We start from the raw sequence: 25,520 nt of genomic DNA on the forward strand, positions 1-25,520 counted from the left end.
CCGCCCGCACGGCGGGCCCGGGACGGGCGTACTAGTCGGCGTACGTCTCGCCGCGCTCGGCCTTCGCCACCAGGGAGGCCGGCGGGGTGAAGCGCTCGCCGTAGGTGGCGGCCAGCTCGCGGGCGCGGGCCACGAAGCCGGGCAGGCCGCCCTCGTAGCCGTTGACGTACTGGATCACGCCGCCGGTCCAGGCCGGGAAGCCGATGCCCATGATGGAGCCGATGTTGGCGTCGGCGATGGAGGTGAGGACGCCCTCGTCGAGGCAGCGGACGGTGTCCAGGGCCTCGGAGAACAGCATCCGCTCCTTCATGTCCTCGAACGGGATCTGCGCGTCCGGCTTGGCGAAGTGCTCGCGCAGGCCGGGCCAGATGCGGCTGCGCCTGCCGCTCTCGTCGTACTCGTAGAAGCCGCCGCCCCCGCTGCGGCCCGGGCGGCCGAACTCGTCGACCATCCGGTCGATGACGCGGTCGGCGGGGTGCTCGGTCCACTCGCGGCCCTCGGCCTCGAAGGCCTTGCGGGTCTCGTTGCGGATCTTGCGCGGGAGGGTGAGGGTCAGCTCGTCCATCAGCGAGAGCACCTTGGCCGGGTAGCCGGCCTGGGCGGCGGCCTGCTCGACGGAGGCGGGCTCGATGCCCTCGCCGACCATCGCCACGCCCTCGTTGATGAACTGGCCGATGACGCGCGAGGTGAAGAAGCCGCGCGAGTCGTTGACCACGATCGGGGTCTTGTTGATCTGGCGGACCAGGTCGAAGGCGCGGGCCACGGCCTCGTCGCCGGTGCGGTCGCCCTTGATGATCTCCACCAGCGGCATCTTGTCGACGGGCGAGAAGAAGTGCAGGCCGATGAAGTCGGCGGGGCGCGAAACCCCCTCGGCCAGGCCGGTGATGGGGAGGGTGGAGGTGTTGGAGCAGAGCAGCGCGCCGGGGGCCACGACGTCCTGGATCTCCTGGAACACCTTGTGCTTGAGCGCGGTGTCCTCGAAGACCGCCTCGATGACGGCGTCGCAGCCGGCCAGGTCGGCGGCGTCGGCGGTCGGGGTGATCCGGGCGAGCAGCTCGGCGCGCTTGGCCTCGGTGGTGCGGCCCTTGGCGAGCGCCTTGTCGAGCAGCTTCTCGGAGTACGCCTTGCCCTTGGCGGCGGACTCGGCGGTGACGTCCTTGAGGACGACCTCGATGCCCGCGCGGGCGCAGGAGTAGGCGATGCCCGCGCCCATCATCCCGGCGCCGAGGACGGCGACCTTGCGGACCTTGCGGGGTTCGGTGCCCCGGGGGCGGCTGCGGCCGGCGTTGACGGCCTGGAGGTCGAAGAAGAACGCCTGGATCATGTTCTTCGCGGTCTGGCCGGTGACCAGCTCGGTGAAGTACCGGGCCTCGATGGTCAGGGCGGTCTCGAAGTCCACCTGGGAGCCCTCGACGGCGCAGGCCAGGATGTTGCGCGGGGCCGGGTACGGGGCCCCGTTCAGCTGCTTCTTGAGGTTGGCGGGGAAGGCCGGCAGGTTCGCGGCGAAGCGCGGGTTGGACGGCGTACCGCCGGGGATCTTGTAGCCGGGGACGTCCCAGGGCTGCTTCGACTCGGGGTTGGCGTCGATGAAGGCGCGGGCCTTGGCCAGCATCTCCTCGGGCGTGGCGGCGAGTTCGTGGACCAGGCCGTTGGCCAGGGCGCTCTGGGGGTTGTACTGGGTGCCCTGGAGCAGGACCTTGAGCAGCGCATCGGCGATGCCCATCAGGCGGACGGTGCGGGTGACGCCGCCGCCGGCGGGGAGCAGGCCGAGGGTGACCTCGGGCAGGCCGATCTTGGAGCCGGGGGCGTCGAGGGCGACGCGGTGGTGGGAGGCGAGGCAGATCTCGTAGCCCCCGCCGAGGGCGGCGCCGTTGATGGCGGCGACGACGGGCTTGCCGAGGGTCTCGATGCGGCGCAGCGAGCGCTTGATCTCGGTGCCGGTGTCGAAGGCCAGCCGGGCGTCCTCGGGGCGCAGCCGGATCATGTCCTTGAGGTCTCCGCCGGCGAAGAAGGTCTTCTTGGCGGAGGTGTAGATGATGCCGCGGATGGAGTCCTTCTCGGCCTCGGCGCGGTCGGCGACGGCCGCGATGGAGTCCTTGAAGGCCTGGTTCATGGTGTTGGCGGACTGGCCCGGGTCGTCGAGGACCAGGGTGACGACGCCGGTCTCGTCCTGTTCCCAGCGGATCGTGGTGGACTCGCTCATGTTCGCTACTTCCGTGTCAGAGGTGGGATCAGGGGTTCAGGACGGTTCAGACGCGTTCGACGATGGTGGCGACGCCCATGCCGCCGCCGACGCAGAGGGTGACGAGGCCGTAGCGCTTGTCCTGGCGCTCCAGTTCGTCGACGACGGTGCCGAGGAGCATGGCGCCGGTGGCGCCGAGCGGGTGGCCGAGGGCGATGGCGCCGCCGTTGACGTTGACCTTGTCCAGGGAGACGCCCATGTCCTTGACGAAGCGCAGCACGACGCCGGCGAAGGCCTCGTTCATCTCGATCAGGTCGATGTCGCCGATGGTCAGGCCGGCCTTGGCGAGGGCCTTGCGGGTGGCCGGGGCGGGGCCGGTGAGCATGATGGTGGGCTCGGAGCCGGACACCGCGGCGGAGACGATCCGGGCGCGCGGGCGCAGGCCGTTGCGTTCGCCCGCCTCGCGCGTGCCGATGGCGACGAGCGAGGCGCCGTCGACGATGCCGGAGGAGTTGCCGGCGTGGTGGACGTGGTCGATCTTCTCGATCCAGTGGTACTTCTGCAGCGCGACGGCGTCGAAGCCGCCGAGGTCGCCGATGTCGGCGAAGGAGGGCTTCAGCTTGGCGAGGGTGTCGGCGGTGGTCCCGGGGCGGACGAACTCCTCGTGGTCCAGGACGACCAGCCCGTTGCGGTCGGTGACGGGGACCACGGACTTGGCGAAGCGGCCCTCCTTGACGGCGGTGGCGGCCCGCTCCTGGGACAGGGCGGCGTACTCGTCCACGTCGCGCCGGGAGAAGCCCTCGATGGTGGCGATGAGGTCGGCGCCGATGCCCTGCGGGACGAAGCCGGTGTCCCAGTTGGTCATGGGGTCGGCGAACCAGGCGCCGCCGTCGGAGGCCATCGGGACGCGGGACATGGACTCCACGCCGCCCGCGAGGACCAGGTCCTCCCAGCCGGAGCGGACCTTGGCGGCGGCCAGGTTGACGGCCTCCAGGCCCGAGGCACAGAAGCGGTTCTCCTGTACGCCGGCCACGGTGTCGGGCAGGCCCGCGGCGATGGCCGCGATGCGGGCGATGTCGGAGCCCTGGTCGCCGACCGGGCCGACGACGCCGAGCACGATGTCGTCGATGGTCGCGGGGTCCAGGCCGGGGTTGCGCTCGCGCAGGGCGTCGATGAGGCCGACGACCAGGTCGATCGGCTTGGTGCCGTGCAGGGCGCCGTTGGCCTTGCCGCGGCCGCGCGGGGTGCGGATCGCGTCGTATACGTAAGCTTCGGTGCTCACTGGTCAAGCCTTTCGAGGGGAGTTAGCCGAGCAGGGAACGACCGATGATCTCCTTCATGATCTCGGTCGTGCCGCCGTAGATGGTCTGGATGCGGCCGTCGGTGAAGGCCCGTGCCACGCGGTATTCGGTCATGTAGCCGTAGCCGCCGTGCAGCTGGAGGCAGCGGTCGGCCACCCGCTTCTGGAGTTCGGTGGCCCACCACTTGGCCATCGAGGCGTGGACGTGGTCCAGTTCCCCGTTGGCGTGGTCGGTGATGCAGCGGTCGAGGAAGGTGCGGGTGACCGCGCACTCGGTGGCCATCTCGGCGATCTCGAAGCGGATGTGCTGGAGCTTGGAGAGGGGCCGGCCGAAGGCCTCGCGTTCCTTGACGTAGGTGGTGGTGATCTCCAGCAGGTGTTCGGCGGCGGCGATGGCGGCCATCGCGATGCCCATCCGCTCCTGCGCGAGGTTGGTCATGAGGTGGACGAAGGCGCCGTTGAGCTCGCCGAGCAGGTTCTCCTTGGGGACGCGTACGTCGTTGAAGAAGAGCTCGGCGGTGTCCTGGGACTTCTGGCCGATCTTGTCGAGGTTGCGGCCGCGTTCGAAGCCCTCGGCGCCGCGCTCGACGACCAGCAGGGACAGTCCGTGCGCCCCGCCCTCGGGGGTGGTCTTCGCGACGACGACCACCAGGTCGGCGAGGATGCCGTTGGAGATGAAGGTCTTGGAGCCGTTGAGCAGCCAGTGGTCGCCCCGGTCCTCGGCGGTGGTGCGGATCCCCTGGAGGTCGGAGCCGGCGCCGGGCTCGGTCATCGCGATCGCGGTGATGGTCTCGCCGGAGCAGAAGCCGGGCAGCCAGCGGCGCTTCTGCTCCTCGGTGCCCAGCGAGGTCAGGTAGGGGCCGATGATGTCGTTGTGCAGGCCGATCGCGAGCCCGGGGGCTCCGGCGCGGGTGAACTCCTCGGCGAGCACCGCCGCGTAGCGGAAGTCCGGGTTGCCGCCGCCTCCGTACTCCTCGGGAACGGCCAGGCCCAGCAGGCCCTGCCGGCCGGCGGCCCGCCAGGCGTCCCGGCTGACGATGCCGTCCTTCTCCCACTGCTCGTAGTGCGGCAGCACCTCCTTGTGCAGGAAGGTGCGGACGGTCTCGCGGAACGCCTCGTGGTCGGCGTCGTAGATGCGGCGTTGCATCGGGGCCCCCTACAGCCAGCTCTTGACGGTTTCGATGAGCCGGGCCGGTTCCGGGCCGACCGGCGTGACGTTGAGCATGGTGACGCCGGCCTCCCGGAAGGCCTCGACGCGCTCGCGCACGTACCCCTCGGGGCCGCACAGGGTCATCAGCTCGCAGAACTCGTCCGGGACGGCCGCCGCGGCGTCGCGCTTGCGGCCGGCGAGGTACAGCTCCTGGATGCGGCGGGCCTGTTCCTCGTAGCCGTAGGCGACGGCGAGGTCGTTGTAGAAGTTCTTGCCGACGGCGCCCATCCCGCCGACGTACAGGGCGATCTGTGGCCGGGCGAGGTCGCGGGCGGCGGCCGCGTCCTCGCCGATGGCCAGCAGGCCGCCCGCGACGGTCTGGAGCGGTCCCAGCTCCGGTGCGCGCTCGGCGGCGCCCTCGGCGAGGGCGCTCCCCCACACGGCGTGGGCCTTCTCCGGGATGAAGAGGGTGGGCAGCCAGCCGTCGGCGATCTCGGCGGTCAGCGCCACGTTCGCCGGGCCGAGGGAGGCCACGTACACGGGGATCCGGTCCCGGACCGGGCGGGTGAGGATCTTCAGGGGTTTGCCGTGCCGTCCGCCCTTGGCGGCGGGCAGCGGCATGTCGGTGATGCCGTGGTGGTCGATCGTCTCGCGGCGCCAGATGCGCCGGCACAGCTCGACGGTCTCGCGGGTGCGGCCGAGCGGCTTGTCGTACGGCTTCCCGTGCCAGCCCTCGATCACCTGCGGGCCGGAGGCGCCGAGGCCGAGGAGGGCGCGGCCGCCGGACACGGCGTCCAGGCCCGCGGCGGTCTGGGCGATCAGGGCGGGGGTGCGGGAGTAGACGTTGACGACGGCCGAGCCGATCTTCATCCGCTCGGTGCGCGCCGCCAGGTAGCCCATGATCGTCGGGGAGTCGAAGCCCCAGGCCTCGGCGACCCACACGGCGTCGAGTCCGGCCGACTCCAGCGCGGCGGCCTCGTCGGCGGCGCGGCGCGGGTCGCCGGCGTAGTCGAGCAGCATGGACAGTTCCATCAGGCTTCTTTCGGGAGCAGTGCCGGTACGCCCCAGTCGGCGGCCACGGACCCGGTGTCCGCGCCGGGCATGGCGGGGCCGGAGGCGACGCGGGTCGGGGTCGCGGAGAAGCGCGGGGCGGGGGCCGGCTGGACGGTGCCGCCGAACTCGGTGAAGGTGGCGCGGGAGGCGAGGTGGGGGTGGTGCGGGGCCTCGCGGAGCGACAGCACGGGGGCCACGCAGGCGTCGGTGCCCTCGAAGACGGCCGTCCACTCCTCGCGCGTACGGGACTTGAAGCGCGCGGCGACGGCCTGGCGCAGCTCGCCCCAGCGGGCGAGGTCCTTGCGGGCGGGGGCCTGGTCCTTGATGCCGAGGAGTTCCACGAAGGTGTCGTAGAACTGCTGCTCCAGCGCGCCGACGGCCATGTACCGGCCGTCGGAGGTCTCGTAGGTGCCGTAGAAGGGGCAGCCGCCGTCCAGGAGGTTGGCGCCGCGCCGGTCCTGCCAGCCGCCGGCCGCGACCATGCCGTGGATCATGGCGGTGAGGTGGGCGGTGCCGTCGACGATCGCGGCGTCCACGACCTGGCCGGCGCCCTCGGGGCCGCGGGCGTGGTGGAGGGCGGCGAGGATGCCGATGACGAGGTAGAGGGAGCCGCCCGCGTAGTCGCCGACCAGGTTGGCGGGGACGGCCGGGGGCTCGCCGGGGTTGCCGATCATGCCGAGGGCGCCGGTGACGGCGATGTACGCGATGTCGTGCCCGGCGGTGTGGGCGAGCGGGCCCTGCTGGCCCCAGCCGGTCATCCGGCCGTAGACCAGCCTCGGGTTGCGGGCGAGGCAGTCGTCCGGGCCGACGCCGAGGCGCTCGGCGACCCCGGGGCGGAAGCCCTCGATCAGCACGTCGGCGCGCTCGACCAGGTCCAGTACCAGGGCGGGGCCCTCCGCGGACTTCAGGTCGACCAGGACGGAGCGCTTGTTGCGGTTGGTGACGTCGTGGGCCGGGTCGATGGCGAGCCCTCCGCCGCCCGGCCGGTCCACGCGGACGACGTCGGCGCCGAGGTCGGCGAGGAGCATGGCGGCGAACGGGCCGGGGCCGATGCCCGCCAGTTCGACGACGCGTACTCCCGCGAGCGGGCCTGCTGTCACTGCCATCGTGCCCCCGGCATCCTGGTGTACGGGTGGGTGGGTGGTGTGCAGGTGTGTGACACAACCGATGTAACACCAGTGATGCTAGGAACGCGCCCCACTCAGCACAAGAGCAAGCGCTTAGCAGGTTTCCGCTTTGGCTCGTTCCCGCCAGGGGTCCCGTCAGGCGCTGTCCGCGGCCCGGGCGTCGAGGAGCGCGACGTGCCGTTTGAGCGCGACGGTCCGGTAGCTCTCCTCCACCCACTCGCACAGCACCTCCACCGTCGGCGCGCCCTTCTCCCCCAGCGGCACGGAGACCCAGCCCGCCTTTCCGAGGCCGTAGCCGGTGGGCGCGGCACCGGGGGCGGTCATCGCGTGCCCGTGCAGGTCCTCGTCCTTGAGCTTGACCGACAGACCGGGCGGCTCGGGGCCGTCCGCGTTGCCCAGGAAAACAAAAATCTTCTTGTTGACCTTCACCACGCCGTCCTCCGGCCCCCAGGGATGCTCCTCCACGGCCTCCGGCAGCCCCAGCGAGAACTCCCGCACCGCCTCCCACTTGCGCACCGCAGCCTTCATCGACGCCTCCACTCACCGCAGGTCACACCTGCTCGCACGGACAGTCGGTGTCAACGCTAACCTCGGCCACCGACACCAGCTGGGAGGAACGTTCCATGACCGAGCAGGTCCACAACGAGCCCGTCCGCGGCGGCCGTCCGGGGCGGGAGCTCGACCTCGTGCTCTTCGGGGCCACCGGGTTCGTCGGGGCGCTGACCGCCGAGTACCTCGCCGGGCACGCGCCCGCCGGCTGCCGGTGGGCGCTGGCCGGGCGCGACCTCGGCAAGCTGGAGCGGCTGCGCGAGCGGCTGGCCGCCCTGAACCCGGACTGTGCGCGGCTGCCGCTGCTGCGCGCCGACGCGGGGGACCGGCGGGCGATGCGCGAACTGGCCGCCCGCACCCGGGTGGTGGCCACCACGGTCGGGCCGTACGTCCGGTACGGGGCGGAGCTGGTCGCGGCCTGCGCCGAGGAGGGCACCGACTACGCGGACCTCACCGGGGAGCCGGAGTTCGTGGACCGGATGTACGTCGAGCACGACGCGCGGGCCCGGGAGACGGGGGCGCGGCTGGTGCACGCGTGCGGGTTCGACTCGATCCCGGCCGACCTCGGGGCGTACTTCACGGTGGGCCTGCTGCCTTCCGGGGTCCCGCTGCGGGTGGACGGGTTCCTGCGGGCCGGCGCGCTCGCCTCCGGCGGCACCGTGGCCTCCGCCCTGACCGCGCTGGGCCGGGGTCCGCAGACCCTGGCTGCCGCGCGCACCCGCCGGCTGCACGAGCCCCGGCTGCCCGGGCGGCGGGTACGCGGACCCGTGGGAGCTCCGCGCTTCAGCCGGGAGACCGGGACCTGGGCCCTGCCGCTGCCCGTGCTGGACCCGCGGATCGTGACCCGGTCGGCGGCCGCGCTGGAGCGGTACGGGCCGGACTTCCGCTACCGCCACTACGCCTCGGTGCGGCACCTGCCGGTCGCGGTGGGCCTGACTGCGGCGGTGGGCGCGACGGCGGTGCTCGCGCAGGTACCGCCGGCCCGGCGGTGGCTGATGGGCCTGTGGGAGCCGGGCAGCGGCCCGGACGCGGAGCGGCGCGCCCGCAGCTGGTTCACGGTCCGCTTCGTCGGCGAGGGCGGAGGCCGCCGCGTGTTCACCGAGGTCTCCGGCGGCGACCCGGGCTACGGGGAGACCGCGAAGATGCTGGCGGAGTCCGCGCTGTGCCTGGCCCACGACACCCTCCCGGACCGCTCCGGCCAGCTGACCACGGCGGTGGCGATGGGCGACGCCCTGCTGGCCCGCCTCCAGAAGACCGGCATCCGCTTCCGCGTGGCGGCGGAGCGGTAGGGCGTACGCCGGCGGGGCCCGGGGCGGAACGCGCCCGGGCCCCGCCGCCTCCCGGCCGGCTAGCGCCTGCTGCCAGGGTGTTCGTGCTCCTTGTGCTCTTCCTCCCCGTCCTCGTCGGCCGGCTCGATCTTCGTGGACGCGAAGCCCGTGTTGTTCTTCTTGAACGGGTCCTCGTCGTCACCGAAGACCGTGGCGGTGTTCGGCACGGCGGTCGGCTTGGTGACGTTCCCCGCGGTGCCGGTCACCGTGATCTTCACGCGGGCTCCCTCGCGCAGCGGGCCGCCCGTGCAGGAGAGGAGGCCGTCGCTGATCTCGCACCCCTCGGTGTCCGTGGCCGGGTCCAGCACCTTCGCCGGGAGGTCGTCGACCAGCGACCAGCCTGAGGAGGCGCCCTTGTGGTCGTTCTTCACCGTGATCTCGTAGGCGATCTCGTCCCCCGCCCTGACGACCTTGGGGCCGCGCTTGTGCACCGACAGGTCGGCGGAGGAGTCGAAGAAGCAGGAGGTGGCGTCGACGTTCGCCAGTGCCAGCTCCGGCGGCGTCGTCTGCCGCGAGAGCACGGTGAACCGCGGGTTGGCCCCGGTCGCGTTCTTCACGTGTACGCGGATGAGCTCTCCGGAGTTGCGCACGAACCCGAGGTCGCCGTTGCCATAGACGAAGACGCCGCCGAAGTCCGAACCTCCCGGCAGGACACCGGGGAAGAAGTCCACGCTCGCGTTGTCGACGTCGATCCGCGCGATGGCGCCCGCCTCGGTCGAGCCCCAGAGGAACCCGTCACGGAAGGCGATGTCGAAGATGTCGAGGGCGTCGGGAGCCAGGTCCGCGATCTCGATCGTCCGCGTCACCCTGTGGTTCTTCACGTCGATCTGCTGGATCAGACCCGTGTTGTCGGCCAGGACGTAGTAGTTGCCCTCGTCGTCGAACGTGCCCGAGATGTAGAGGGCGGGCGGCAGGTCCGTGATCTGGCCGAGCAGGGTGTATTCCCCCTTCCCGTCGAAGCGGACCAGCTGGTTGGTCCCGTCCCCGAACGTGGTCCCGTAGATGAAGCGGTCGTGCGGGTTCACGCCGATGGCGTTGTAGAGGAAGGGCGTGGTGTCGCCCAGTTCCTCGAACCGGACCTTCCCGGGCTCTCGTTCGACGGTGTAGAGCTGGTCCGGATCACCGGCCGAGAGGTAGATCTTCCCGTCGCACGCCACCGGAATCCCCTCCGGCTGCTTCGGATCGGAGACCGCCGCGGAGCCCGCGGGGCCCGCTGGGGCCGCGACGGCGCCGACCGGAGCCGCCAGCGTGCCGATCGCGAGCCCGGCGACGACGCCGATCGCGCTCAGCGCGGCCACCCCCCGCCGCTGCCGCTTCCTCTGGACCGTCCCGTTCGTACCTGTGCTCACGAATCTGACCCTTCCGCCGCCAAGCGCAGCCAGGCTGCGCACCGTTGATACCGCGCGTACCGGACAAAGACGAGCACAAGGGGCATTGAGTCGTACACGGCGGCTCGGGCTTCACCGGCCGAGTTCGCTCAAATGCACCACGGTCGCGAACACACGCGCGAGCGCCGGTCACTGAAGGGCGTCGACGGCCTCGCGGAGGGCGCGCCGGCACAGGGAGTCGGCGTGGCGGGTGGTCTCCGGGATGCGGAAGCGGGGGCTCAGGGCGAGGGCGTGGGCGCAGGCGTTGTCCAGGGAGACGCGGTGCCCCACGGACACGTACACCGGCTTGATCCCGTGCTGGGTGCGCAGCGCCCGGCCGACGACGGCGCCGTCGGGCCCGAGCAGCGGGGAGGTCTCGCCGCGCGGGGCGCCCGGCTCTTCGCAGGTGAAGGTGAAAGGGTTCTTCGCGACGCCGATGCTGGGCAGCCCGGTGACCACTCCGAGGTGGCAGGCCAGGCCGAAGCCGCGCGGGTGGGCGAGGCCGTAGCCGTCGCAGACGACGAGGTCGGGGGCGACGGGGAGCGCTTCCAGGGCGGCGAGCACGGTCGGCAGCTCGCGGAAGGCGAGCAGGCCGGGCACGTAGGGGAAGCTGACGTGCCCTGCGGCGGTGGACTCGGCCACGACCTCCAGGGTGGCGGCGTCGAGCACGACGGCGGCGGCCGCGACCAGGTCCCGCTCGTCGTCGTACGCCACGTCCACCCCGGCGAGCAGCCCCTGACCGGGTGGGGGGCCGACCTCGTCGAGCACGACGAGGGTGCGCAGTTCGTCCTGTATCGCCCGGGCCTCGGCCTCGTTGGCGGGGGTCTTCAGAGTGGTCATGATGGTGCGAGGGTAACCTGGCGATCATGTTCGTCATGGAGCTCAGCTACACCGCGCCCCTCGAAGCCGTCGAAGAGCAGATGGACGCGCACATCGCCTGGTTGGACGGCTACTACGCGTCCGGCGTCTTCCTCGCCTCGGGCCGCAAGGTCCCGCGCGAGGGCGGGATCATCGTGGCCTGCGGGGTCTCCCGCGCCGAGATCGAGAAGATCGCGGCGGAGGACCCCTTCGCGGTGGCGGGCGTCTGCGCCTACCGCATCACGGAGTTCATCGCCAGCAAGACCTCGGGCCACCTGGCCGCGGTCCGCGAGACCCTGCCGTCGTAGCCCCGGCCGGTCCCTGCGGGGCCGGTGCCGCTGCCGGGACCGGGGTGCCGGCGGGATCGGAGCTGCCGCTGCGCGGAGCGGTCCCCCACCCGCCCTTCCACCGTTCCCCGGGCTCTGTGCGGACCCGCGCCCCAAACGCCGGCGGGGCTGGAATCTCCAGCCCCGTCGGCGGCACCGTCAGCGTCGCTCCAGCCGGGCCGCCCGCCCCTTCTCCCCCGCCGCCCAGCAGCCCCCGTCGGCCGCGCAGTCGACGGTGTCGAACGACCCCGACTCCAGCTGCCGCCAGGTGCGCCCCGCGTCCGTGGTGACGTCCGTGCCGGTCGGGCCGACCGCCAGGGCCGTGGCGTGCCCGTACGGGTACCAGGCCGCGCCCGAGCGGTAGGCGGGCGGCGGGGTCGCGGCCTGGGTCCAGCTCCGGCCCCCGTCGGCGGAGCGGGCCGCCGCCCGCGGCGAGGCCAGGCCGGTGCGGTAGTCACCGCCGACCGCGAGGCCCGTCGTACGGTCGCGGAAGGCCAGGGCGAACACCCCGCGCGCCGGGTCCCCGCCCGGGACGGTGGAGTCGGCGACCCGCCAGGTGAGGCCCCGGTCGGCGGAGTGCAGCACCCGCGCGGCCGGGCCCCCGCCGGTGGCCAGCCACACGTCCCGCGGCCCGGAGGCCGTCAGGCACTGGCCGCTCGCCGCGAATCCGGCCTCGCCGGGCAGCGCCTGCGGCATCCCGTCGTCCGGGAGCACCCGCCAGCTGCGCCCGCCGTCGTCGGTGGCCAGGAGGCGGAACTTCCCGTCGACCGGGTCGCTCACGGCCAGCCCGTGCCGGGAGTCGAAGAAGGTCAGGCAGTCGTAGAAGGCACGCGGATCGGTGTTGCGGAAGGCCTCGGTCCAGGTCGCGCCGCCGTCCTCGGTGCGCAGGACCCGGGAGGCCTCGCCCTCGCCGATGGACAGGGCCACCGCCCGCCGCCCGTCGAAGGCCTCGATGTCGCGCAGTTCCAGCCCCTCGGCCACCGCCCCGGGCGGCGAGACGTCCCGCCAGCTGCGGCCGCCGTCGCCGGTGCGCAGCACCCTCCCCTTGGAGCCCGCCAGCCAGGCCGTACCGCGGCTGACCGCGGCCAGGCCGCGGAAGCGGACGCCCTCGACGCCCTCCTGTCCGGTCTCCTTGACCGCCCAGCCGACGCCCCGTGAGCCCGGAGCGGACGCCGCCGGGGACGGGTCCGCTCCGGTGTCCGCCTGCGCCGGCGCCACGGCCGCGGCGACCAGCAGGGCCGCCGCGCACATGCCAACTCCCAGAAGTCTCATGGCGCGGGAAGCTAACGCACCCCACAGGCCCCGTCCAGGGTGCCTCCATCCGCCGTTTCGGCCCCTCCAGGTATCCGCTTACGCCTGTGGAGCGATCGAATACCGGACGTATTGGGATCACTTCGGCGGACGCGCCACCGCCGCGGCGCCCTTTGACCACGCGTCACCGCCGCTCACTCTGTGCGATCACACGGACGAGATCGCGCCAATCGGTGACACAGCTCACGTCATCCGCCATGCACGGATTTGCCGATTCCGGCGTCTATCCGGTTGCCGGGCTCCACCCCACAGCCCGACAGCAGATCCGCCGCAAGGGAGCGAGCCTTGATCACTGTCATCGAGCAGGCCGTGCAGGCCCGACTGATCGCCACCGCACCGAAGGTCGAGACCGTCCCCGTCACCCTCTGCTACGACCGCTCGGATCCCTTCGCCGTCCGCATGGCCTTCCCCGCCCTGGCCACGCTCGAAGGCGTCGAGGTCTCCTGGACGTTCGCCCGCGAGCTGCTGATGTCCGGGCTCCGGCACCCGGCTGGCTGCGGCGACGTGCGGGTGCGGCCGTACGACGGGGACCGGACCACGGTGGAGTTCCACGCGCCCGAGGGGGTGGCGATCGTGCTGATGACCACGGCCGAACTCCAGCGGTTCCTCGAACGCACCTCCGCGCTCGTACCGCCGGGGCTGGAGCACCGCTATCTCGACATGGATCACAGTCTCGACGAGCTGATGCGCGGCTCCTGCTGATTTATTCGTTTGCGGGCGGCCCCCGGCCGCCCGTAGCTTCGTGATGGCCCTGCAGTCGCCGAAACGGAGTAGGACATTGCTCTTCTGAGGTCCGAGACACCGACCCCGCCCCCGCTCACCGCACCCTCGCGGCCCCCGTGGCAGTCGGCCGTCTCCCCGCGTTGCACGCACCATCCACGCAACCTGGAGGCCTCCATGAGTCATGCCCCCGTTTTCGCCACCTGCTCCGCCCTCTCCTTCGACTGGCCCGACGGCAGTCCCGTCTTCGACGGGTTCGACCTGACCGTCGGGCCCGGCCGGACCGGCCTCGTCGGACTCAACGGCTGTGGGAAGTCAACCCTGTTGAAGCTGCTCGCCGGTGAGCTGCCCCCGTCCTCGGGACAGGTGTCGGTCGCCGGGACCATCGGCTACCTCCCACAGGACGCCACGCTGGACACCGCCCTGCGGGTGGACGAGGCGCTCGGCATCCGCGCCGCCCGGGAGGCCCTGCACGCCATCGAGGCGGGCGAGGCCACCGAGGCCAACTTCGCGGCCGTCGGCGACGACTGGGACGTGGAGGAGCGGGCGCTGGCCGTCCTCGACCAGCTCGGCCTCGCCGGGGCCGGCCTGGACCGGACCGTCGGCGAGCTGTCCGGCGGCCAGTGCGTCCTGCTCCGGCTGGCGGCGCTGCTGCTCGCCCGGCCGGACGTACTGCTCCTCGACGAACCCACCAACAACCTGGACCTGCGCGCCCGGCGCCGGCTGTACGCGGCCGTCGAGTCCTGGTCCGGGGTGATGGTGCTGGTCAGCCACGACCGGGAACTGCTGGAGCGGGTCGACCAGATCGCCGACCTCCGCGAGGGCGAAGTCCGCTGGTACGGCGGCAACTTCACCGACTACGAGCGGCTGCTGGCGGCCGAGCAGGAGTCCGCCGAGCGGATGGTCCGCGTCGCCGAGGCCGACGTACAGCGCCAGAAGCGCGAACTGGCCGACGCCCAGGTCAAATTGGCCCGGCGCAAGCGGTACGGCCAGAAGATGAACGAGAACAAGCGCGAGCCGAAGATCGTCATGGGCGCCCGCAAGCGCGCCGCCCAGGAGTCGGCGGGCAAGCACCGCATCATGCACGCCGAGAAGCTCGCGGACGCGCGGGAGCGGCTGGACCAGGCCGCCGAAGCGGTGCGCGACGACGCCGAGATCCGCGTCCGGCTCCCCGCCACCCAGGTACCTCCGGGGCGGCGGGTGCTGACCCTGAGCGAGCTGCGCCTCGCCCACGGCGGCGCGCGGGTCCCGGGCGAGTGGGAGGTGCGCGGTCCGGAGCGGATCGCCCTGGTCGGCGCGAACGGCTCGGGCAAGACGACCCTGCTGCGGACGCTCGCCGGCCTGCTGCCGCCCGCGTCCGGGGAGGCGGTGACCCACGTCCCGGCCCGTTTCCTCCCGCAGCGGCTCGACGTACTGGACGACGAGCGCTCGGTGGTGGAGAACGTGGTGCGGTTCGCGCCGAACGCCACGAACAACGTGATCCGGGCGCGCCTCGCCCACTTCCTGTTCCGGGGCGCCCGGGCGGACCGGGCGGCCGGCACCCTGTCGGGCGGCGAGCGGTTCCGGGCGACGCTGGCGGCGCTGCTGCTGGCCGAGCCGGCCCCGCAGCTGCTGATGCTCGACGAGCCGACGAACAACCTGGACCTGGCGAGCGTGCGGCAGCTCGGCGGGGCCCTGGAGTCCTACGAGGGGGCCCTGCTGGTGGCCAGCCACGACGTGCCGTTCCTGGAGTCGATCGGCATCACGCGCTGGCTGGTCCTCGACGGCGGGGTGCTGCGGCCGACCTCCGCGGAGGAAGTACTGGGGTCAATGGGGCAGTAGGGCCCAGGACTTGCTGCCGCCGAGCGGGGTGAGGACCGGGGTGAGCCCCCAGTCGCCGCCGCAGGACTCGGCCACCCGGGCCAGCAGCCACATCGCGCGGCTGCGCCGGCCGCGGCACTCCTCGCTCTCCGCGGGCGAGGAGTGCGCGGGGTGCTGGTCGTAGAGGACGATCCGCAGGGCGTCGTACCGCCAGCGGAGCGCGAGCACCATCTCCCTGCCGGGCGTGAAGCGGTCGGCGCAGGCCACCAGCTCGGAGGCGGCGAGGGCCGCGGAGTCGCCGAGGCCGGCCAGTCCGTGCCGGTCGAGCAGGGACCGCACGGCCGAACGGGCGCTCCCCGCGCAGTGGGCGCCGCCCGGGAGCCCCAGGGAGTAGCTCAGCCCCCGCGCCGGGTGCGGGGCCGGGACGCGCCGGGCCTCCTGGACCGGTCGCGGACCGCGGAGGGTGCCCGTCATCGTGGTGCTCCACCTCTCGGGCCGACGGGGTCGCGCCGTGTGAAACGTTCGCTACCGAACGTAGCGCAGACGGGTGCGCGATGCCATCATTTGTGCGTCCAGATGATGGTATTCCGCGTCATTTCCGGGTTCACCGTGAAAGTCCGCCGGTGGGGCGGCATGCGCCGTCAAGGCGGGCACCGCGAACCCACCTTCCGGCGTGATTCTCGCCCCTGTGGGGCAGTCCGACACCCTCCCAAACTGCATAGATAACCGGATGTAGCCGGACAGAACGATGGCTGGGGCTTGGCGCTCCTTGATGTCGCGCTTAACCTACGACTCCGTAGGCTACGGAACCGTAGGTAATTCGCTTTGTCCCCAGGAGCACCCGTGACGATCACCTCTCCCCACCTCGGCAGCTCGGAGGCGTGGACCGACGCCAAGCTGCTGTACGCGCTGGAAGAGGTGGTCGAGAAGGAGCTCAACCGCCATCTGAAGGTCACCAAGGACTGGATGCCCCACGAGTACGTTCCGTGGAGCGACGGCCGGAACTTCCCGGGGTTCTTCGAGGACGGCGAGGCCTGGGAGCCGCAGCAGTCCAAGGTCACCGACATCGGCAAGATCGCCCTGGTCGTGAACCTGCTGACCGAGGACAACCTCCCCAGCTACCACCACGAGATCGCGACCCTTTTCGGCCGCAACGGCGCGTGGGGCACCTGGGTGCACCGCTGGACCGCCGAGGAGGGCCGCCACGGCATCGTGATGCGCGACTACCTGCTGGCCTCGCGCGCCGTGGACCCGGACAAGCTGGAAGCGTTCCGGATGCAGCACATGTCCGAGGGCTTCGAGTCCGACAACAGCCACTCGATGCTGCACTCGGTCGCGTACGTGGCCTTCCAGGAGCTGGCGACCCGCATCTCGCACCGCAACACGGGCCACCAGTCGGGTGACCCGGTCTGCGACCGGATGCTCGCCCGCATCGCGCAGGACGAGAACCTGCACATGATCTTCTACCGCAACCTGCTGGCGGCGGCCTTCGAGATCGCCCCCGACCTGACGATGCAGGCCGTGCGGGACGTCGTCGTGAACTTCCGGATGCCCGGTCACGGCATGCCCGGCTTCGAGCGGATGGCCGCGCAGATGGCGATCGGCGGGGTCTACAACCTGCGGATCCACCACGACGACGTACTGAGCCCCGTGATCCGCTTCCTCAAGATCATGGACATCCAGGACCTGGGTCCGGAGGGCCGGAAGGCCCAGGAGGAGCTGGGGCTCTTCATGAACGGCCTGGACAGCGAGGCCCGCAAGTTCGACGAGCGCCTCGCCGCGCGCGCCGCGCGCATGGCCGCCCGCAAGGGCTGAACCAACACCCGGGACCCCCGGCTCCGCCGGGGGTTCCGTCGTGCCCGGCGGCGGCCGCCCGGGCGCGGCCGCTCAGCCGCGCGGACGCAGTGCGGAGCGCTCCGCTTCCGACAGGCCGCCCCACACCCCGAAGCGCTCGTCGTTCGCGAGCGCGTACTCCAGGCACTGCGCCCTGCCCTCGCACGCCCCGCAGAGCCGCTTCGCGTCCGTGAGTGAGGAACCCGGCTCCGGGAAGAAGAAGCTCGGGCCCGTCTGGGCGCACAGGGCCTGGTCGTACCAGGCGGGGGCGGCAATGGAGTTCATCGACATGCGCCGATCGTGAACCCGCCGGATGTACGTCCGATCAACGCCTGATCAACAGCGCGGCTCAGGCGGCGGGAGCGGGGAAGGGGCGGGGGCACGGCCCCAGGCTAGGGCGGGTCCGGCCGTCAGTCCTCGTGTTTCGCGCGGCTCGGCTGGACGCGCTTCGGTTCGCCCGGCATCTTCGGGTAGTCCGGCGGGTAGGGCATGTCGCCCAGGCCGTGTTCGTGCTCGTGCCGGGCCGCGAGTTCCAGTACGGGTTCCAGGCCGAAGGCGTGCTCGTCCATGTCGGCGTGGAGGTCGCCCAGTTCGGCGAAGCGCGCCGGCATCGTCACGATGTCGAAGTCGCGCGGCTCCGCGTCGTCCACCTCGTCCCAGCGCAGCGGCGCCGAGACCGGGGCGTGCGGGCGGGGGCGGACGGAGTACGCCGAGGCGATGGTCCGGTCGCGCGCCGTCTGGTTGTAGTCGACGAAGATCCGCTCGCCGCGCTCCTCCTTCCACCAGGCCGTGGTGACCTTGCCCGGCATCCGCCGCTCCAGCTCCCGGCCCAGGGCGATGGCGCAGCGGCGGACCTCGGTGAAGGTCCAGCGCGGTGCGATCGGGACGAAGACGTGCAGTCCCCGGCCGCCCGAGGTCTTGGGCCAGCCGCGCAGCCCGAGCTCGTCCAGCAGCGCCCGCAGTTCGTGCGCCGCGGCCACCGCGTGGTGGTAGTCGGTGCCGGGCTGCGGGTCGAGGTCGATGCGCAGTTCGTCCGGCCGGTCGGTGTCCTCGCGGCGCACCGGCCAGGGGTGGAAGGTCAGGCAGCCCAGGTTGGCGGCCCACAGGACGGCGGCCGGCTCGGTCGGGCAGATCTCGTCGGCCGTGCGGCCGCTGGGGAAGGCGATGTGCGCGGTGGGGATCCAGTCGGGCAGGTTCTTCGGGGCGCGCTTCTGGAAGAAGGACTCCCCCTCCACTCCGTCCGGGTACCGCTCCAGGGTGGTCGGCCGGTCGCGCAGGGCGCGGGTGATGCCGTCGGCGACGGCCAGGTAGTACTCGGCGACGTCCCGCTTGGTGAGGCCGCGCTCCGGGAAGTACACCTTGTCCGGGCTGGACAGGCGTACCGTCCGCCCGCCGGCCTCCAGCTCGATCGCACCGCCCGCGCTACCGCCCATGGCCGCCACGGTAGGGGGGCGCGGGCGGACGCGCACACCGAGCGGGCCCGGACGGGCCACCGCAGAATCGAGGGCATGGATCTGCCGGTGATGCCGCCCGTGAAGCCGATGCTCGCCAAGTCGGTGAGCAGGATCCCGCCGGGCATGCAGTACGAGGCCAAGTGGGACGGCTTCCGGGCGATCGTGCACCGCGACGGGGACGAGGTGGAGGTCGGCAGCCGTACCGGCAAGAGCCTGACCCGGTACTTCCCCGAGCTGGTGGCGGCGCTCAAGGAGAACCTGCCGCCGCGCTGCGTGGTCGACGGGGAGATCATCGTCGTCCACGGCGCACGGCTCGACTTCGACCGTCTCAGCGAGCGGATCCACCCCGCCGCCTCCCGGGTGAAAATGCTCGCCGAGACGACGCCGGCCAGCTTCGTCGCCTTCGACCTGCTCGCGCTCGGCGACGACGCGCTCCTCGACACCCCGCTCGGCGAGCGCCGCAGCGCCCTGGTCCACGCGCTTTCCACGGCCCGTCCCCCCATCCACCTCGCGCCCGCCACCACCGATCCCGCGCTCGCGCGGGAGTGGTTCGAGCGGTTCGAGGGCGCCGGGCTCGACGGGGTCGTCGCGAAACCCCTCGATCTCCCCTACCGGCCCGACGCCCGCCTGATGTTCAAGATCAAGCACGAGCGTACGGCCGATGTCGTCCTCGCCGGTTTCCGTTTCCACAAGAGCGGTCCGATCATCGGATCGCTGCTGCTCGGCCTGTACGACGGCCACGGCGCCCTCCAGCACGTGGGCGTCTGCGCCGCCTTCCCCATGAAGCGCCGGGCCGAGCTCGTCGAGGAGCTCGAACCCCTGCGCATGCCGGACCCCTCCGGCCATCCGTGGGCCGCCTGGGCCGAGGAGGCGGCGCACGAGAGCGCCCGGCTGCCCGGCGCCCAGAGCCGCTGGACGGGGAAGAAGGACCTGTCCTGGGTGCCGCTGCGCCCCGAGCGGGTCTGCGAGGTGCGGTACGACCACATGGAGGGCGACCGCTTCCGGCACACCGCGCAGTTCGCCCGCTGGCGCCCCGACCGCACGCCCGAGAGCTGTACGTACGCCCAGCTGGAGGAGGTCGTCGGCTACGACCTGGCCGAGGTGCTGGGCAGCCCGGGCTGAGCGGCCGTGCCGGCCCGCTCCTGTGCCGAGCTCCTGCCCGGCGGCCCGGGCAGGATCCGACCGGGGCCGCTCAGGCGGTGCCGCCCCGCGCGGCGCCGGGCACCGCCGGCCGGCCGGGCCCGCGACCGGAGGCGGTGATCCGCTGCCACTCCGCCCGCCCCGGCCCCACCGCGTTCGGCACCCAGCCCGGCCGGGCCGCGAGCCAGCGCGCCACCCGCTCCCGGACCCCGGGGTCCGAGTAGGCCCGCTCCGGCGGCTCGGCCAGGTGCCGCACCCGGGCCCGGGCCCGCATCACCTCCGGGTCCTCCAGTGCGCACTCGAACAGCGCCGCCGCCTCCCGCGCCCGGTCCGCCCCACCTGCCCGGTCCACCCCACCTGGCCGGCCGGGCCCGACCGCGTCCCCGGAGCCGGCCCCCGCCGCGAGCCGCTCCCCCACCGCCGCGTCGGCCCCGACCTGGAGGTCGAACCACGGCTTCAGCGTGCGCAGCGCCCAGCCGTGGTACCCGGCGGCGAAGCCGAAGGACCCGGGCTCGCGGTGGGCCGTCCGCGCCACCCGGTCGGCCGCCCACAGCGCGAGCGAAGTCCCCTGCCCCAGGGTCGGGTTGGTGTGGGTGAGCGCGTCGCCGACCGGCACCAACCCGGTCGCCACCGGGCCCCGCCCGTCGGCCAGGGGGCTCCACCGGTTGTCCAGGCCCGCGGTCGCCAGCACCCCCGACAGCGGCTCGGCACCCAGCTCCAGCCATGCCGCACCGGGCGGGAAGGCCCGCGCGGCCGCCTCGAACACGGCCGGGTCGCGCAGGGCGGCGCGGGTCGGGTCCCCGGTGTGCGCGAACACGGTGACGGCGAAGGTCCGGTTGTCGGACGGGAAGACCGCGCAGCCCGCGAAGGCGCCGCCGGTCACCGTCCACGGCCGGCGCGGCCCCTCCTCCGTCCCCTCGGGCAGCCGGTACCAGCGGCAGAAGTACGCCAGGCCCGTGCGGTGCCGCTCGACGGGGGCCGGACGGCAGCCGGCGGCGGCCGCCAGCCCGGCGGAGCCTCCGCGCCGGCCGGCCGCGTCCACCACGAGGTCGCCCGCGTACGTGCCGCCCGGGGTGGTCACCCCGGTGACCCTGACCGACGGCTCCGCCCCGGCCGCGGCCCCCTCGGCCCTCGTCAGGGCCGCGACGGGCTCCCCGTACCGCACCACCACGCCCGGCTCCGCGCGCACGGCGGTGGCCAGGGCGCTCTCCAGCACGATCCGGCGGGCCTGGAGCATGACCAGGTCCTCGTCCCCGGGGCGGGCGGGCGGCCGTACGTCGAACCAGTCCAGCTCGTTCCGTTCGCGGGCGCCGAGCCGGAGCATCTCGGCGTGCACGTCGGGCAGTTCGGCGCGCAGCACCCCGCGGGCGGCGCCGAGCAGGACGTGCGGCTGGACCGCCTGCGGTACAGCCGGGCGGCGCCAGCCGAAGAAGTCGCGGTCGAGTGCGGTGCCGGGGGCACGGGTGTCGCGTTCGAAGACCTCGGCGGTGTGTCCGCGGCGGGCCGCGAGGAGGGCGGTCGCGAGCCCCGCGATCCCTCCGCCGATGACCAGCAGATGTGCCATGGCTTCCCCCGAACGGGCGTTCCGTACGACGATCTGACCGCTCAGAGCCTGCGCGTGCGGGCCCCGGCCGAAACTCGCACACCCGTCCGAGGGAGCCCGCCGAGGAGGTCCGCCGGCGCCCGCTGGGGAGGTCCGCCGCCCGACCGGCGAAAATGACCGCATGGCCAGCGAACACGAGAACGCACCCGGCGCCGGAGCCCGCCCGGAAGGCTCCCCGCCCGCCCGAGCCGTCCCCCGGCCCCACGCGACCGTCGGCGTCGGGCTGATCGTCCTCGGCCCCGACGGCCGGGTACTGCTCGGCCAGGCCCACGACGGCAACTGGGAGCTGCCCGGCGGCAAGGTGGACCCGGGGGAGGGCTTCGAGCAGACCGCCGCCCGCGAACTGGCCGAGGAGACCTCCCTGCGGGCCGAACCCCGGGACATCGAGCTGCTGGCCGTCCAGCTCTACGCGCACCCGGAGCCGCCGACCCGCCTGACGGTGGCTGCCCTCACCCGTTCGGCCGAGGGCAGCCCGGCCGTGACCGAGCCGCACAAGATCGCCCGCTGGCAGTGGTTCGTCCCGGAGGAGATCCCCGGCGCCCTCTACCCCCCGTCGGCGGCGGTCCTGCGCGCCTGGCGCCCCGACCTCACGGCCCTGCCGCCCGCCCCCTCGCACGACTACCCCACCGGGAGGAACCGGGACAGCGGCAGGGACGGGAACCAGAGCAGGGGAAGGGAGGACCGGGACCGGGCCTCCTAGACGGCGCGCCGCGGCGCGAAGTTGCCCTCGCCCAGGTCCTCCGCCAGCAGCCGCTTGGCGATCGCGTCCGCCGCCGCCCGCAGCTCCTCGCTGCGCGGCCGGCCGCGGTCCTGCTCCAGCCGGTCGCCCAGCCAGTCCGCCCAGGCCCGCGAGATCACCGCGGCCTCCCGCTCGCCGGCCCGGGTGTGGGCGAAGAAGCCGTTCTGCCGCGTCAGGAAGCCCTCCTCCACCATCCGGTCGAAGACCGGCAGCAGCACCTCCGGCGGCAGCGACAGCCGCGACGCGATCAGCCCCAGGCGGGCGTGCCCCACGGTCCGGGTCATCAGGTCCACCTGCATCACCGCCCATGCCCCAGCCATGTCGAGGCGCGTGTCGGAGGCGTGGACGATGGCCCTCGCCGTGTCCGGCCCCATGCTCCGCACGAGCTTGCCCACCGCCAGCTCCAGCAGCTTGGCCGAGTCCCCCGAGGCCGTGGCCGGGGAGGCGAAGCCGTCGCCCATGTCGGTCGAACCCGCGCGGGCGCTGTCGCGCAGCCGGACCTGCTTGAGGAAAAGCGCCACGACGAAGCCGACGACCGCCACCGGCACCGTCCACAGGAACACCGTGTGCAGGGCTTCGGCGTACGCGTCGATGACCGGGCCCGCCTCGGCCGGGTCGAGCCCGTGCACCCCCTGGGGGCTCTGCGCGGCGGCGCCCAGGCGTGCCGGGTCCGCACCGGTGGCGCGGGCGGCCTCGGCGACCCCGTCCCGCAGCTCGGGCTCCAGGCTGTTGGCGTAGATCGTCCCGAAGACGGCGGTGCCGAAGGAACTGCCGAGCGTACGGAAGAAGGTGACGCCCGAGGTCGCCGTGCCGAGGTCGGCGTAGTCCACGGTGTTCTGCACGGCGATGGTCAGCACCTGCATGCACAGGCCGATGCCAGAGCCGAGGACGAACATGTACGCGGACTCCAGCCAGGCGCCGGTGCCGGGCCCCATCAGCGACAGCAGGTACAGCCCGACGCCCATCACCGCGCAGCCGGCGATCGGGTAGATGCGGTAGCGGCCGGTCTTGGAGGTGGCGTTGCCGCTGAACACGGACGCGATGAGCAGGCCGATGACCAGCGGCAGGGTCCGTACGCCGGACAGGGTGGCCGAGTCGCCGTCCACGTACTGGAGGTAGGTCGGCAGGAAGGTCATCGCGCCGAGCATGGCGAAGCCGACGACGAAGCTGAGGACCGAGCACACCGTGAAGACGGGGTTGCGGAAGAGCCGCATGGGCAGCATCGGTTCGGCCGCCCGGGTCTCCACCAGGCAGAACAGGGCGAGGGCCAGCGCGCCGCCCGCGAAGAGGCCGATGATCACCGGCGAGCCCCAGGCGTACTCGTTGCCGCCCCAGCTGGTGGCCAGGATCAGGGCGCTGGACCCGGCGGCGACCAGGGCGATGCCCAGGTAGTCGATGGCGGGCCGGCCTGCGGCGCGCACCGAGGGGATGGTGCGGGCGGCGGCCACGACGACGAGGACGGCCACGGGGACGTTGACGTAGAAGGCCCAGCGCCAGCTCAGGTGGTCGGTGAACAGGCCTCCCAGGAGCGGTCCGATGAGGGTGGCGACGCCGAAGACGGCGCCGATCGCGCCCTGGTACTTGCCGCGCTCGCGCAGCGGGACCACGTCGGCGATCAACGCCATGGAGGTGACCATCAGGCCGCCCGCGCCGATGCCCTGGAGCCCCCGCCACAGGATGAGCAGGGTCATGTTGCCGGCGAGGCCGCACAGGAAGGAACCGGTGATGAAGATGACGGCGGAGATCTGAAAGATGACCTTCCGGCCGAAGAGGTCGCCGAACTTGCCGACCAGCACCGTCGCGACGGTTTCCGCGAGCAGGTACGCGGTCACCACCCAGGCCATGTGGGCCGCGCCGCCGAGGTCGGCCACGATGGTGGGCAGGGCGGTGCCCACGATCGTCTGGTCGAGCGCGGCCAGCAGCACGCCCAGCATGATCGTGCCGAAGACGACGTTGCGCCGCCGCCGGTCCAGCACGGGCGGCGGCGCGGCGACGGCGGGGGCAGTGGTCACATCTCGCACTCTCACAGCGCCCCCACCGCACCGCATGCCGCAAGCCGCCGTACGGGTGAACCCCGGACCCGGCTCGGCGCAGGGCGTCAGCGCAGGTGGGCCAAGCCCGGGTGCTCCGCCGCGTAACCGTCCAGCAGCCGCCGGGCCACCGACACCGAGTCCACGAGCGGGTGCAGCGCGAAGGCTTTCACGGCGTCCGCCCGCGAGCCGCTCGCCGCCGCGGCCAGCACGGCCCGCTCCGCCGCCTTCACCGAGGTGACCAGCCCCACCGCGTGCAGCGGCAGCGGTGCCACCGAGACCGGGTGGGCGCCGTTGGCGTCGACCAGGCAGGGCACCTCGACGACCGCCTCGGCGTCGAGTACGGACAGCGTCGATCCGTTGCGGACGTTGAGGATCAGCGTGGCCCGCTCGTCGCGGGCGATGGCCCGCATCAGGGCGAGGGCGACCTTCTCGTAGCCGCCGGACTCCAGATCGCTCTCTTCGCGCTCCCCGACGCCCGCCACCTCGCGGTTCTCCGACATGTACGTGGCCTCGCGCTCGGCCCGGGTCCGGTCCCAGGCGGCCAGCGCCGCCCCGGCGCTCTGCCCCAGCCGGCCGGCCTCGGCGTAGAATCCGCGCTGCTGGTCGCGCAGGAAGGCTCCGCGCGTCTGCTTCGCCTCCTGGTAGGCCCGTACCGTGTCGCGGTTGAAGTAGTAGTAGTGCAGGTACTCGTTCGGGATCGCGCCGAGCGAGCGCAGCCAGTCGGCGCCGAAGAGCCGTCCCTCCTCGAAGGACTCCAGTGCCTCGCTGTCGGCCAGCAGCCGGGGCAGCTCGTCGCGCCCGCCGATCCGCAGGCCGCGCACCCAGCCCAGGTGGTTGAGGCCGACGTAGTCGATCCAGGCCTCGCCGGGCCGGGCGCCGAGCAGCCGGGCGATCCGGCGGCCGAGCCCGACGGGCGAGTCGCAGATGCCGATGACCCGGTCGCCCAGCTCCTCGGCCATGGCCTCGGTGACCACCCCGGCGGGGTTGGTGAAGTTGATGACCCAGGCGTCCGGGGCGGTACGGGCGATCCTGCGCGCGATCTCCCGGGCCACCGGGACCGTCCGCAGGCCGTAGGCGATCCCGCCGGCACCCACCGTCTCCTGGCCCAGCACCCCCTCGGCCAGCGCGATCCGCTCGTCGGCGGCGCGCCCCTCCAGGCCTCCGACGCGGATGGCGGAGAAGACGAAGTCGGCCCCGCGCAGGGCCTCGTCCAGGTCCCCGGTGGCGGTGACGGCCGGAGCGTCCGCCGCCCCGGAGGCCGCGGCCTGGTCCGCGAGGACCCGGGCCATCGCCGTGAGCCGGGCGGGATCCTCGTCGTAGAGCGTCACATGGGACACCCGGCCCTCGGCCCGGTCGCCCAGCAGTGCCCCGTAGACGAGCGGGACGCGGAATCCGCCCCCGCCCAGGATGGTCAAGCGCATGCCCGTTTCCGCCCTTTCCGCCGTCGTGGCCGCGGCCACGGCCCGGGGATGACCCGGGCACGGGCGAAGCCACGGCTCCGGCGACGGCCGCAGGGATGCCACGATCCGTGGCGTCCGCGCGATGTCGCGGATCGTGGCATCGGCACGGACCGAACCAGGCGGTCGGTATAACGGTGGATCTCCGACCCCGCCCCGGCAGGGCCGTGGCACGCGCTTCAGGGGACCA

The 25,520-nt window shown here is 73.0% G+C and carries 22 protein-coding genes; 7 read left to right on the top strand and 15 right to left on the bottom strand.

What is annotated here, in order from left to right; translation table 11 throughout:
* Nucleotides 1–31: 31 nt before the first annotated feature.
* The 6 genes from ACZ597_RS15665 to ACZ597_RS15690 all read right to left on the bottom strand — a co-directional run bounded on the left by ACZ597_RS15665 (nucleotide 32) and on the right by ACZ597_RS15690 (nucleotide 7,340).
* On the bottom strand, nucleotides 32–2,203 hold the full coding sequence (locus ACZ597_RS15665) for a 3-hydroxyacyl-CoA dehydrogenase NAD-binding domain-containing protein (RefSeq protein WP_471329535.1): 2,172 nt from the start codon (nucleotides 2,201–2,203) through the stop codon (nucleotides 32–34).
* Nucleotides 2,204–2,249: 46 nt separating this feature from the next.
* Nucleotides 2,250–3,464 carry an acetyl-CoA C-acetyltransferase gene (locus ACZ597_RS15670; protein ID WP_471329536.1) on the bottom strand — a complete coding sequence of 405 codons (1,215 nt, stop codon included), beginning with the start codon at nucleotides 3,462–3,464 and terminating at the stop codon, nucleotides 2,250–2,252.
* Between the two features lie 22 nt (nucleotides 3,465–3,486).
* Nucleotides 3,487–4,629 carry an acyl-CoA dehydrogenase family protein gene (locus ACZ597_RS15675; protein WP_471329539.1) on the bottom strand — a complete coding sequence of 381 codons (1,143 nt, stop codon included), beginning with the start codon at nucleotides 4,627–4,629 and terminating at the stop codon, nucleotides 3,487–3,489.
* A gap of 9 nt (nucleotides 4,630–4,638) precedes the next feature.
* Nucleotides 4,639–5,664: an LLM class F420-dependent oxidoreductase gene (locus ACZ597_RS15680; RefSeq protein ID WP_471329542.1), complete on the bottom strand. Its 1,026-nt coding sequence runs from the start codon at nucleotides 5,662–5,664 to the stop codon at nucleotides 4,639–4,641.
* The gene (locus ACZ597_RS15685; protein WP_471329545.1) at nucleotides 5,664–6,791 is read right to left on the bottom strand and encodes a CaiB/BaiF CoA transferase family protein; all 1,128 of its coding nucleotides are present in this window, start codon (nucleotides 6,789–6,791) and stop codon (nucleotides 5,664–5,666) included. Before ACZ597_RS15685 ends, ACZ597_RS15680 begins: the two co-directional genes overlap by 1 nt.
* A gap of 156 nt (nucleotides 6,792–6,947) precedes the next feature.
* Complete coding sequence (locus ACZ597_RS15690) at nucleotides 6,948–7,340, bottom strand: MmcQ/YjbR family DNA-binding protein (RefSeq protein ID WP_471329548.1); 393 nt, start codon at nucleotides 7,338–7,340, stop codon at nucleotides 6,948–6,950.
* A 95-nt stretch (nucleotides 7,341–7,435) separates the two neighbouring features.
* Here ACZ597_RS15690 and ACZ597_RS15695 point away from each other — a divergent pair, with 95 nt between their 5' ends.
* Nucleotides 7,436–8,650: a saccharopine dehydrogenase family protein gene (locus ACZ597_RS15695; RefSeq protein WP_471329550.1), complete on the top strand. Its 1,215-nt coding sequence runs from the start codon at nucleotides 7,436–7,438 to the stop codon at nucleotides 8,648–8,650.
* 59 nt (nucleotides 8,651–8,709) lie between these two features.
* Here the strand turns inward: ACZ597_RS15695 and ACZ597_RS15700 are convergent, their stop codons facing one another.
* Both ACZ597_RS15700 and ACZ597_RS15705 read right to left on the bottom strand, forming a co-directional pair.
* A complete protein-coding gene (locus ACZ597_RS15700; RefSeq protein ID WP_471329553.1) occupies nucleotides 8,710–10,038 on the bottom strand; it encodes a DUF6923 family protein in 1,329 nt (442 codons plus the stop codon).
* A gap of 168 nt (nucleotides 10,039–10,206) precedes the next feature.
* Nucleotides 10,207–10,896: an endonuclease V gene (locus ACZ597_RS15705; protein ID WP_471329555.1), complete on the bottom strand. Its 690-nt coding sequence runs from the start codon at nucleotides 10,894–10,896 to the stop codon at nucleotides 10,207–10,209.
* Nucleotides 10,897–10,922: 26 nt separating this feature from the next.
* On the opposite strand from ACZ597_RS15705, the gene ACZ597_RS15710 reads away from it, so the two are divergent.
* Entirely contained in the window at nucleotides 10,923–11,222 is a 300-nt protein-coding gene (locus ACZ597_RS15710; RefSeq protein ID WP_471329558.1) for a YciI family protein, read from the top strand.
* A 177-nt stretch (nucleotides 11,223–11,399) separates the two neighbouring features.
* Here the strand turns inward: ACZ597_RS15710 and ACZ597_RS15715 are convergent, their stop codons facing one another.
* A complete protein-coding gene (locus ACZ597_RS15715) occupies nucleotides 11,400–12,512 on the bottom strand; it encodes a WD40/YVTN/BNR-like repeat-containing protein (RefSeq protein WP_471329561.1) in 1,113 nt (370 codons plus the stop codon).
* A 324-nt stretch (nucleotides 12,513–12,836) separates the two neighbouring features.
* Here ACZ597_RS15715 and ssgD point away from each other — a divergent pair, with 324 nt between their 5' ends.
* Nucleotides 12,837–13,253, top strand: coding sequence for a spore wall synthesis regulator SsgD (gene ssgD / locus ACZ597_RS15720; RefSeq protein ID WP_405977709.1), 417 nt, complete (start codon nucleotides 12,837–12,839; stop codon nucleotides 13,251–13,253).
* A gap of 195 nt (nucleotides 13,254–13,448) precedes the next feature.
* Nucleotides 13,449–15,092, top strand: a complete 1,644-nt coding sequence (locus ACZ597_RS15725) for an ABC-F family ATP-binding cassette domain-containing protein (RefSeq protein WP_471329564.1) — start codon at nucleotides 13,449–13,451, stop codon at nucleotides 15,090–15,092.
* On the opposite strand, the gene ACZ597_RS15730 is transcribed toward ACZ597_RS15725, so the two are convergent.
* Nucleotides 15,078–15,545: an ATP-binding protein gene (locus ACZ597_RS15730; RefSeq protein WP_471329567.1), complete on the bottom strand. Its 468-nt coding sequence runs from the start codon at nucleotides 15,543–15,545 to the stop codon at nucleotides 15,078–15,080. The two genes, ACZ597_RS15725 and ACZ597_RS15730, sit on opposite strands and share 15 nt — an antisense overlap.
* Before the next feature lie 369 nt (nucleotides 15,546–15,914).
* Between ACZ597_RS15730 and ACZ597_RS15735 the strand changes: the two genes are divergently transcribed.
* A complete protein-coding gene (locus ACZ597_RS15735; protein WP_471329570.1) occupies nucleotides 15,915–16,886 on the top strand; it encodes an acyl-ACP desaturase in 972 nt (323 codons plus the stop codon).
* 72 nt (nucleotides 16,887–16,958) lie between these two features.
* Here ACZ597_RS15735 and ACZ597_RS15740 read toward each other — a convergent pair whose 3' ends face one another.
* Both ACZ597_RS15740 and ligD read right to left on the bottom strand, forming a co-directional pair.
* Nucleotides 16,959–17,195: a WhiB family transcriptional regulator gene (locus ACZ597_RS15740; RefSeq protein WP_471329573.1), complete on the bottom strand. Its 237-nt coding sequence runs from the start codon at nucleotides 17,193–17,195 to the stop codon at nucleotides 16,959–16,961.
* 119 nt (nucleotides 17,196–17,314) lie between these two features.
* Entirely contained in the window at nucleotides 17,315–18,337 is a 1,023-nt protein-coding gene (ligD, locus tag ACZ597_RS15745) for a non-homologous end-joining DNA ligase (protein WP_471329576.1), read from the bottom strand.
* A 75-nt stretch (nucleotides 18,338–18,412) separates the two neighbouring features.
* On the opposite strand from ligD, the gene ACZ597_RS15750 reads away from it, so the two are divergent.
* Nucleotides 18,413–19,480 carry an ATP-dependent DNA ligase gene (locus ACZ597_RS15750; RefSeq protein ID WP_471329579.1) on the top strand — a complete coding sequence of 356 codons (1,068 nt, stop codon included), beginning with the start codon at nucleotides 18,413–18,415 and terminating at the stop codon, nucleotides 19,478–19,480.
* Between the two features lie 70 nt (nucleotides 19,481–19,550).
* On the opposite strand, the gene ACZ597_RS15755 is transcribed toward ACZ597_RS15750, so the two are convergent.
* Nucleotides 19,551–21,062 carry an NAD(P)/FAD-dependent oxidoreductase gene (locus ACZ597_RS15755; protein ID WP_471329581.1) on the bottom strand — a complete coding sequence of 504 codons (1,512 nt, stop codon included), beginning with the start codon at nucleotides 21,060–21,062 and terminating at the stop codon, nucleotides 19,551–19,553.
* A 160-nt stretch (nucleotides 21,063–21,222) separates the two neighbouring features.
* On the opposite strand from ACZ597_RS15755, the gene ACZ597_RS15760 reads away from it, so the two are divergent.
* Nucleotides 21,223–21,801, top strand: coding sequence for a nucleotide triphosphate diphosphatase NUDT15 (locus ACZ597_RS15760; RefSeq protein ID WP_471329584.1), 579 nt, complete (start codon nucleotides 21,223–21,225; stop codon nucleotides 21,799–21,801).
* Here the strand turns inward: ACZ597_RS15760 and ACZ597_RS15765 are convergent.
* Together ACZ597_RS15765 and ACZ597_RS15770 are read right to left on the bottom strand one after the other, a co-directional pair.
* Nucleotides 21,798–23,888 carry an MDR family MFS transporter gene (locus ACZ597_RS15765; protein ID WP_471329587.1) on the bottom strand — a complete coding sequence of 697 codons (2,091 nt, stop codon included), beginning with the start codon at nucleotides 23,886–23,888 and terminating at the stop codon, nucleotides 21,798–21,800. The genes ACZ597_RS15760 and ACZ597_RS15765 overlap by 4 nt on opposite strands.
* Nucleotides 23,889–23,938: 50 nt before the next feature.
* Nucleotides 23,939–25,294 carry a 6-phospho-beta-glucosidase gene (locus ACZ597_RS15770; RefSeq protein WP_471329590.1) on the bottom strand — a complete coding sequence of 452 codons (1,356 nt, stop codon included), beginning with the start codon at nucleotides 25,292–25,294 and terminating at the stop codon, nucleotides 23,939–23,941.
* Nucleotides 25,295–25,520 lie beyond the last annotated feature (226 nt).

The sequence above is a fragment of the Streptomyces sp. NPDC040718 genome, assembly GCF_055593565.1.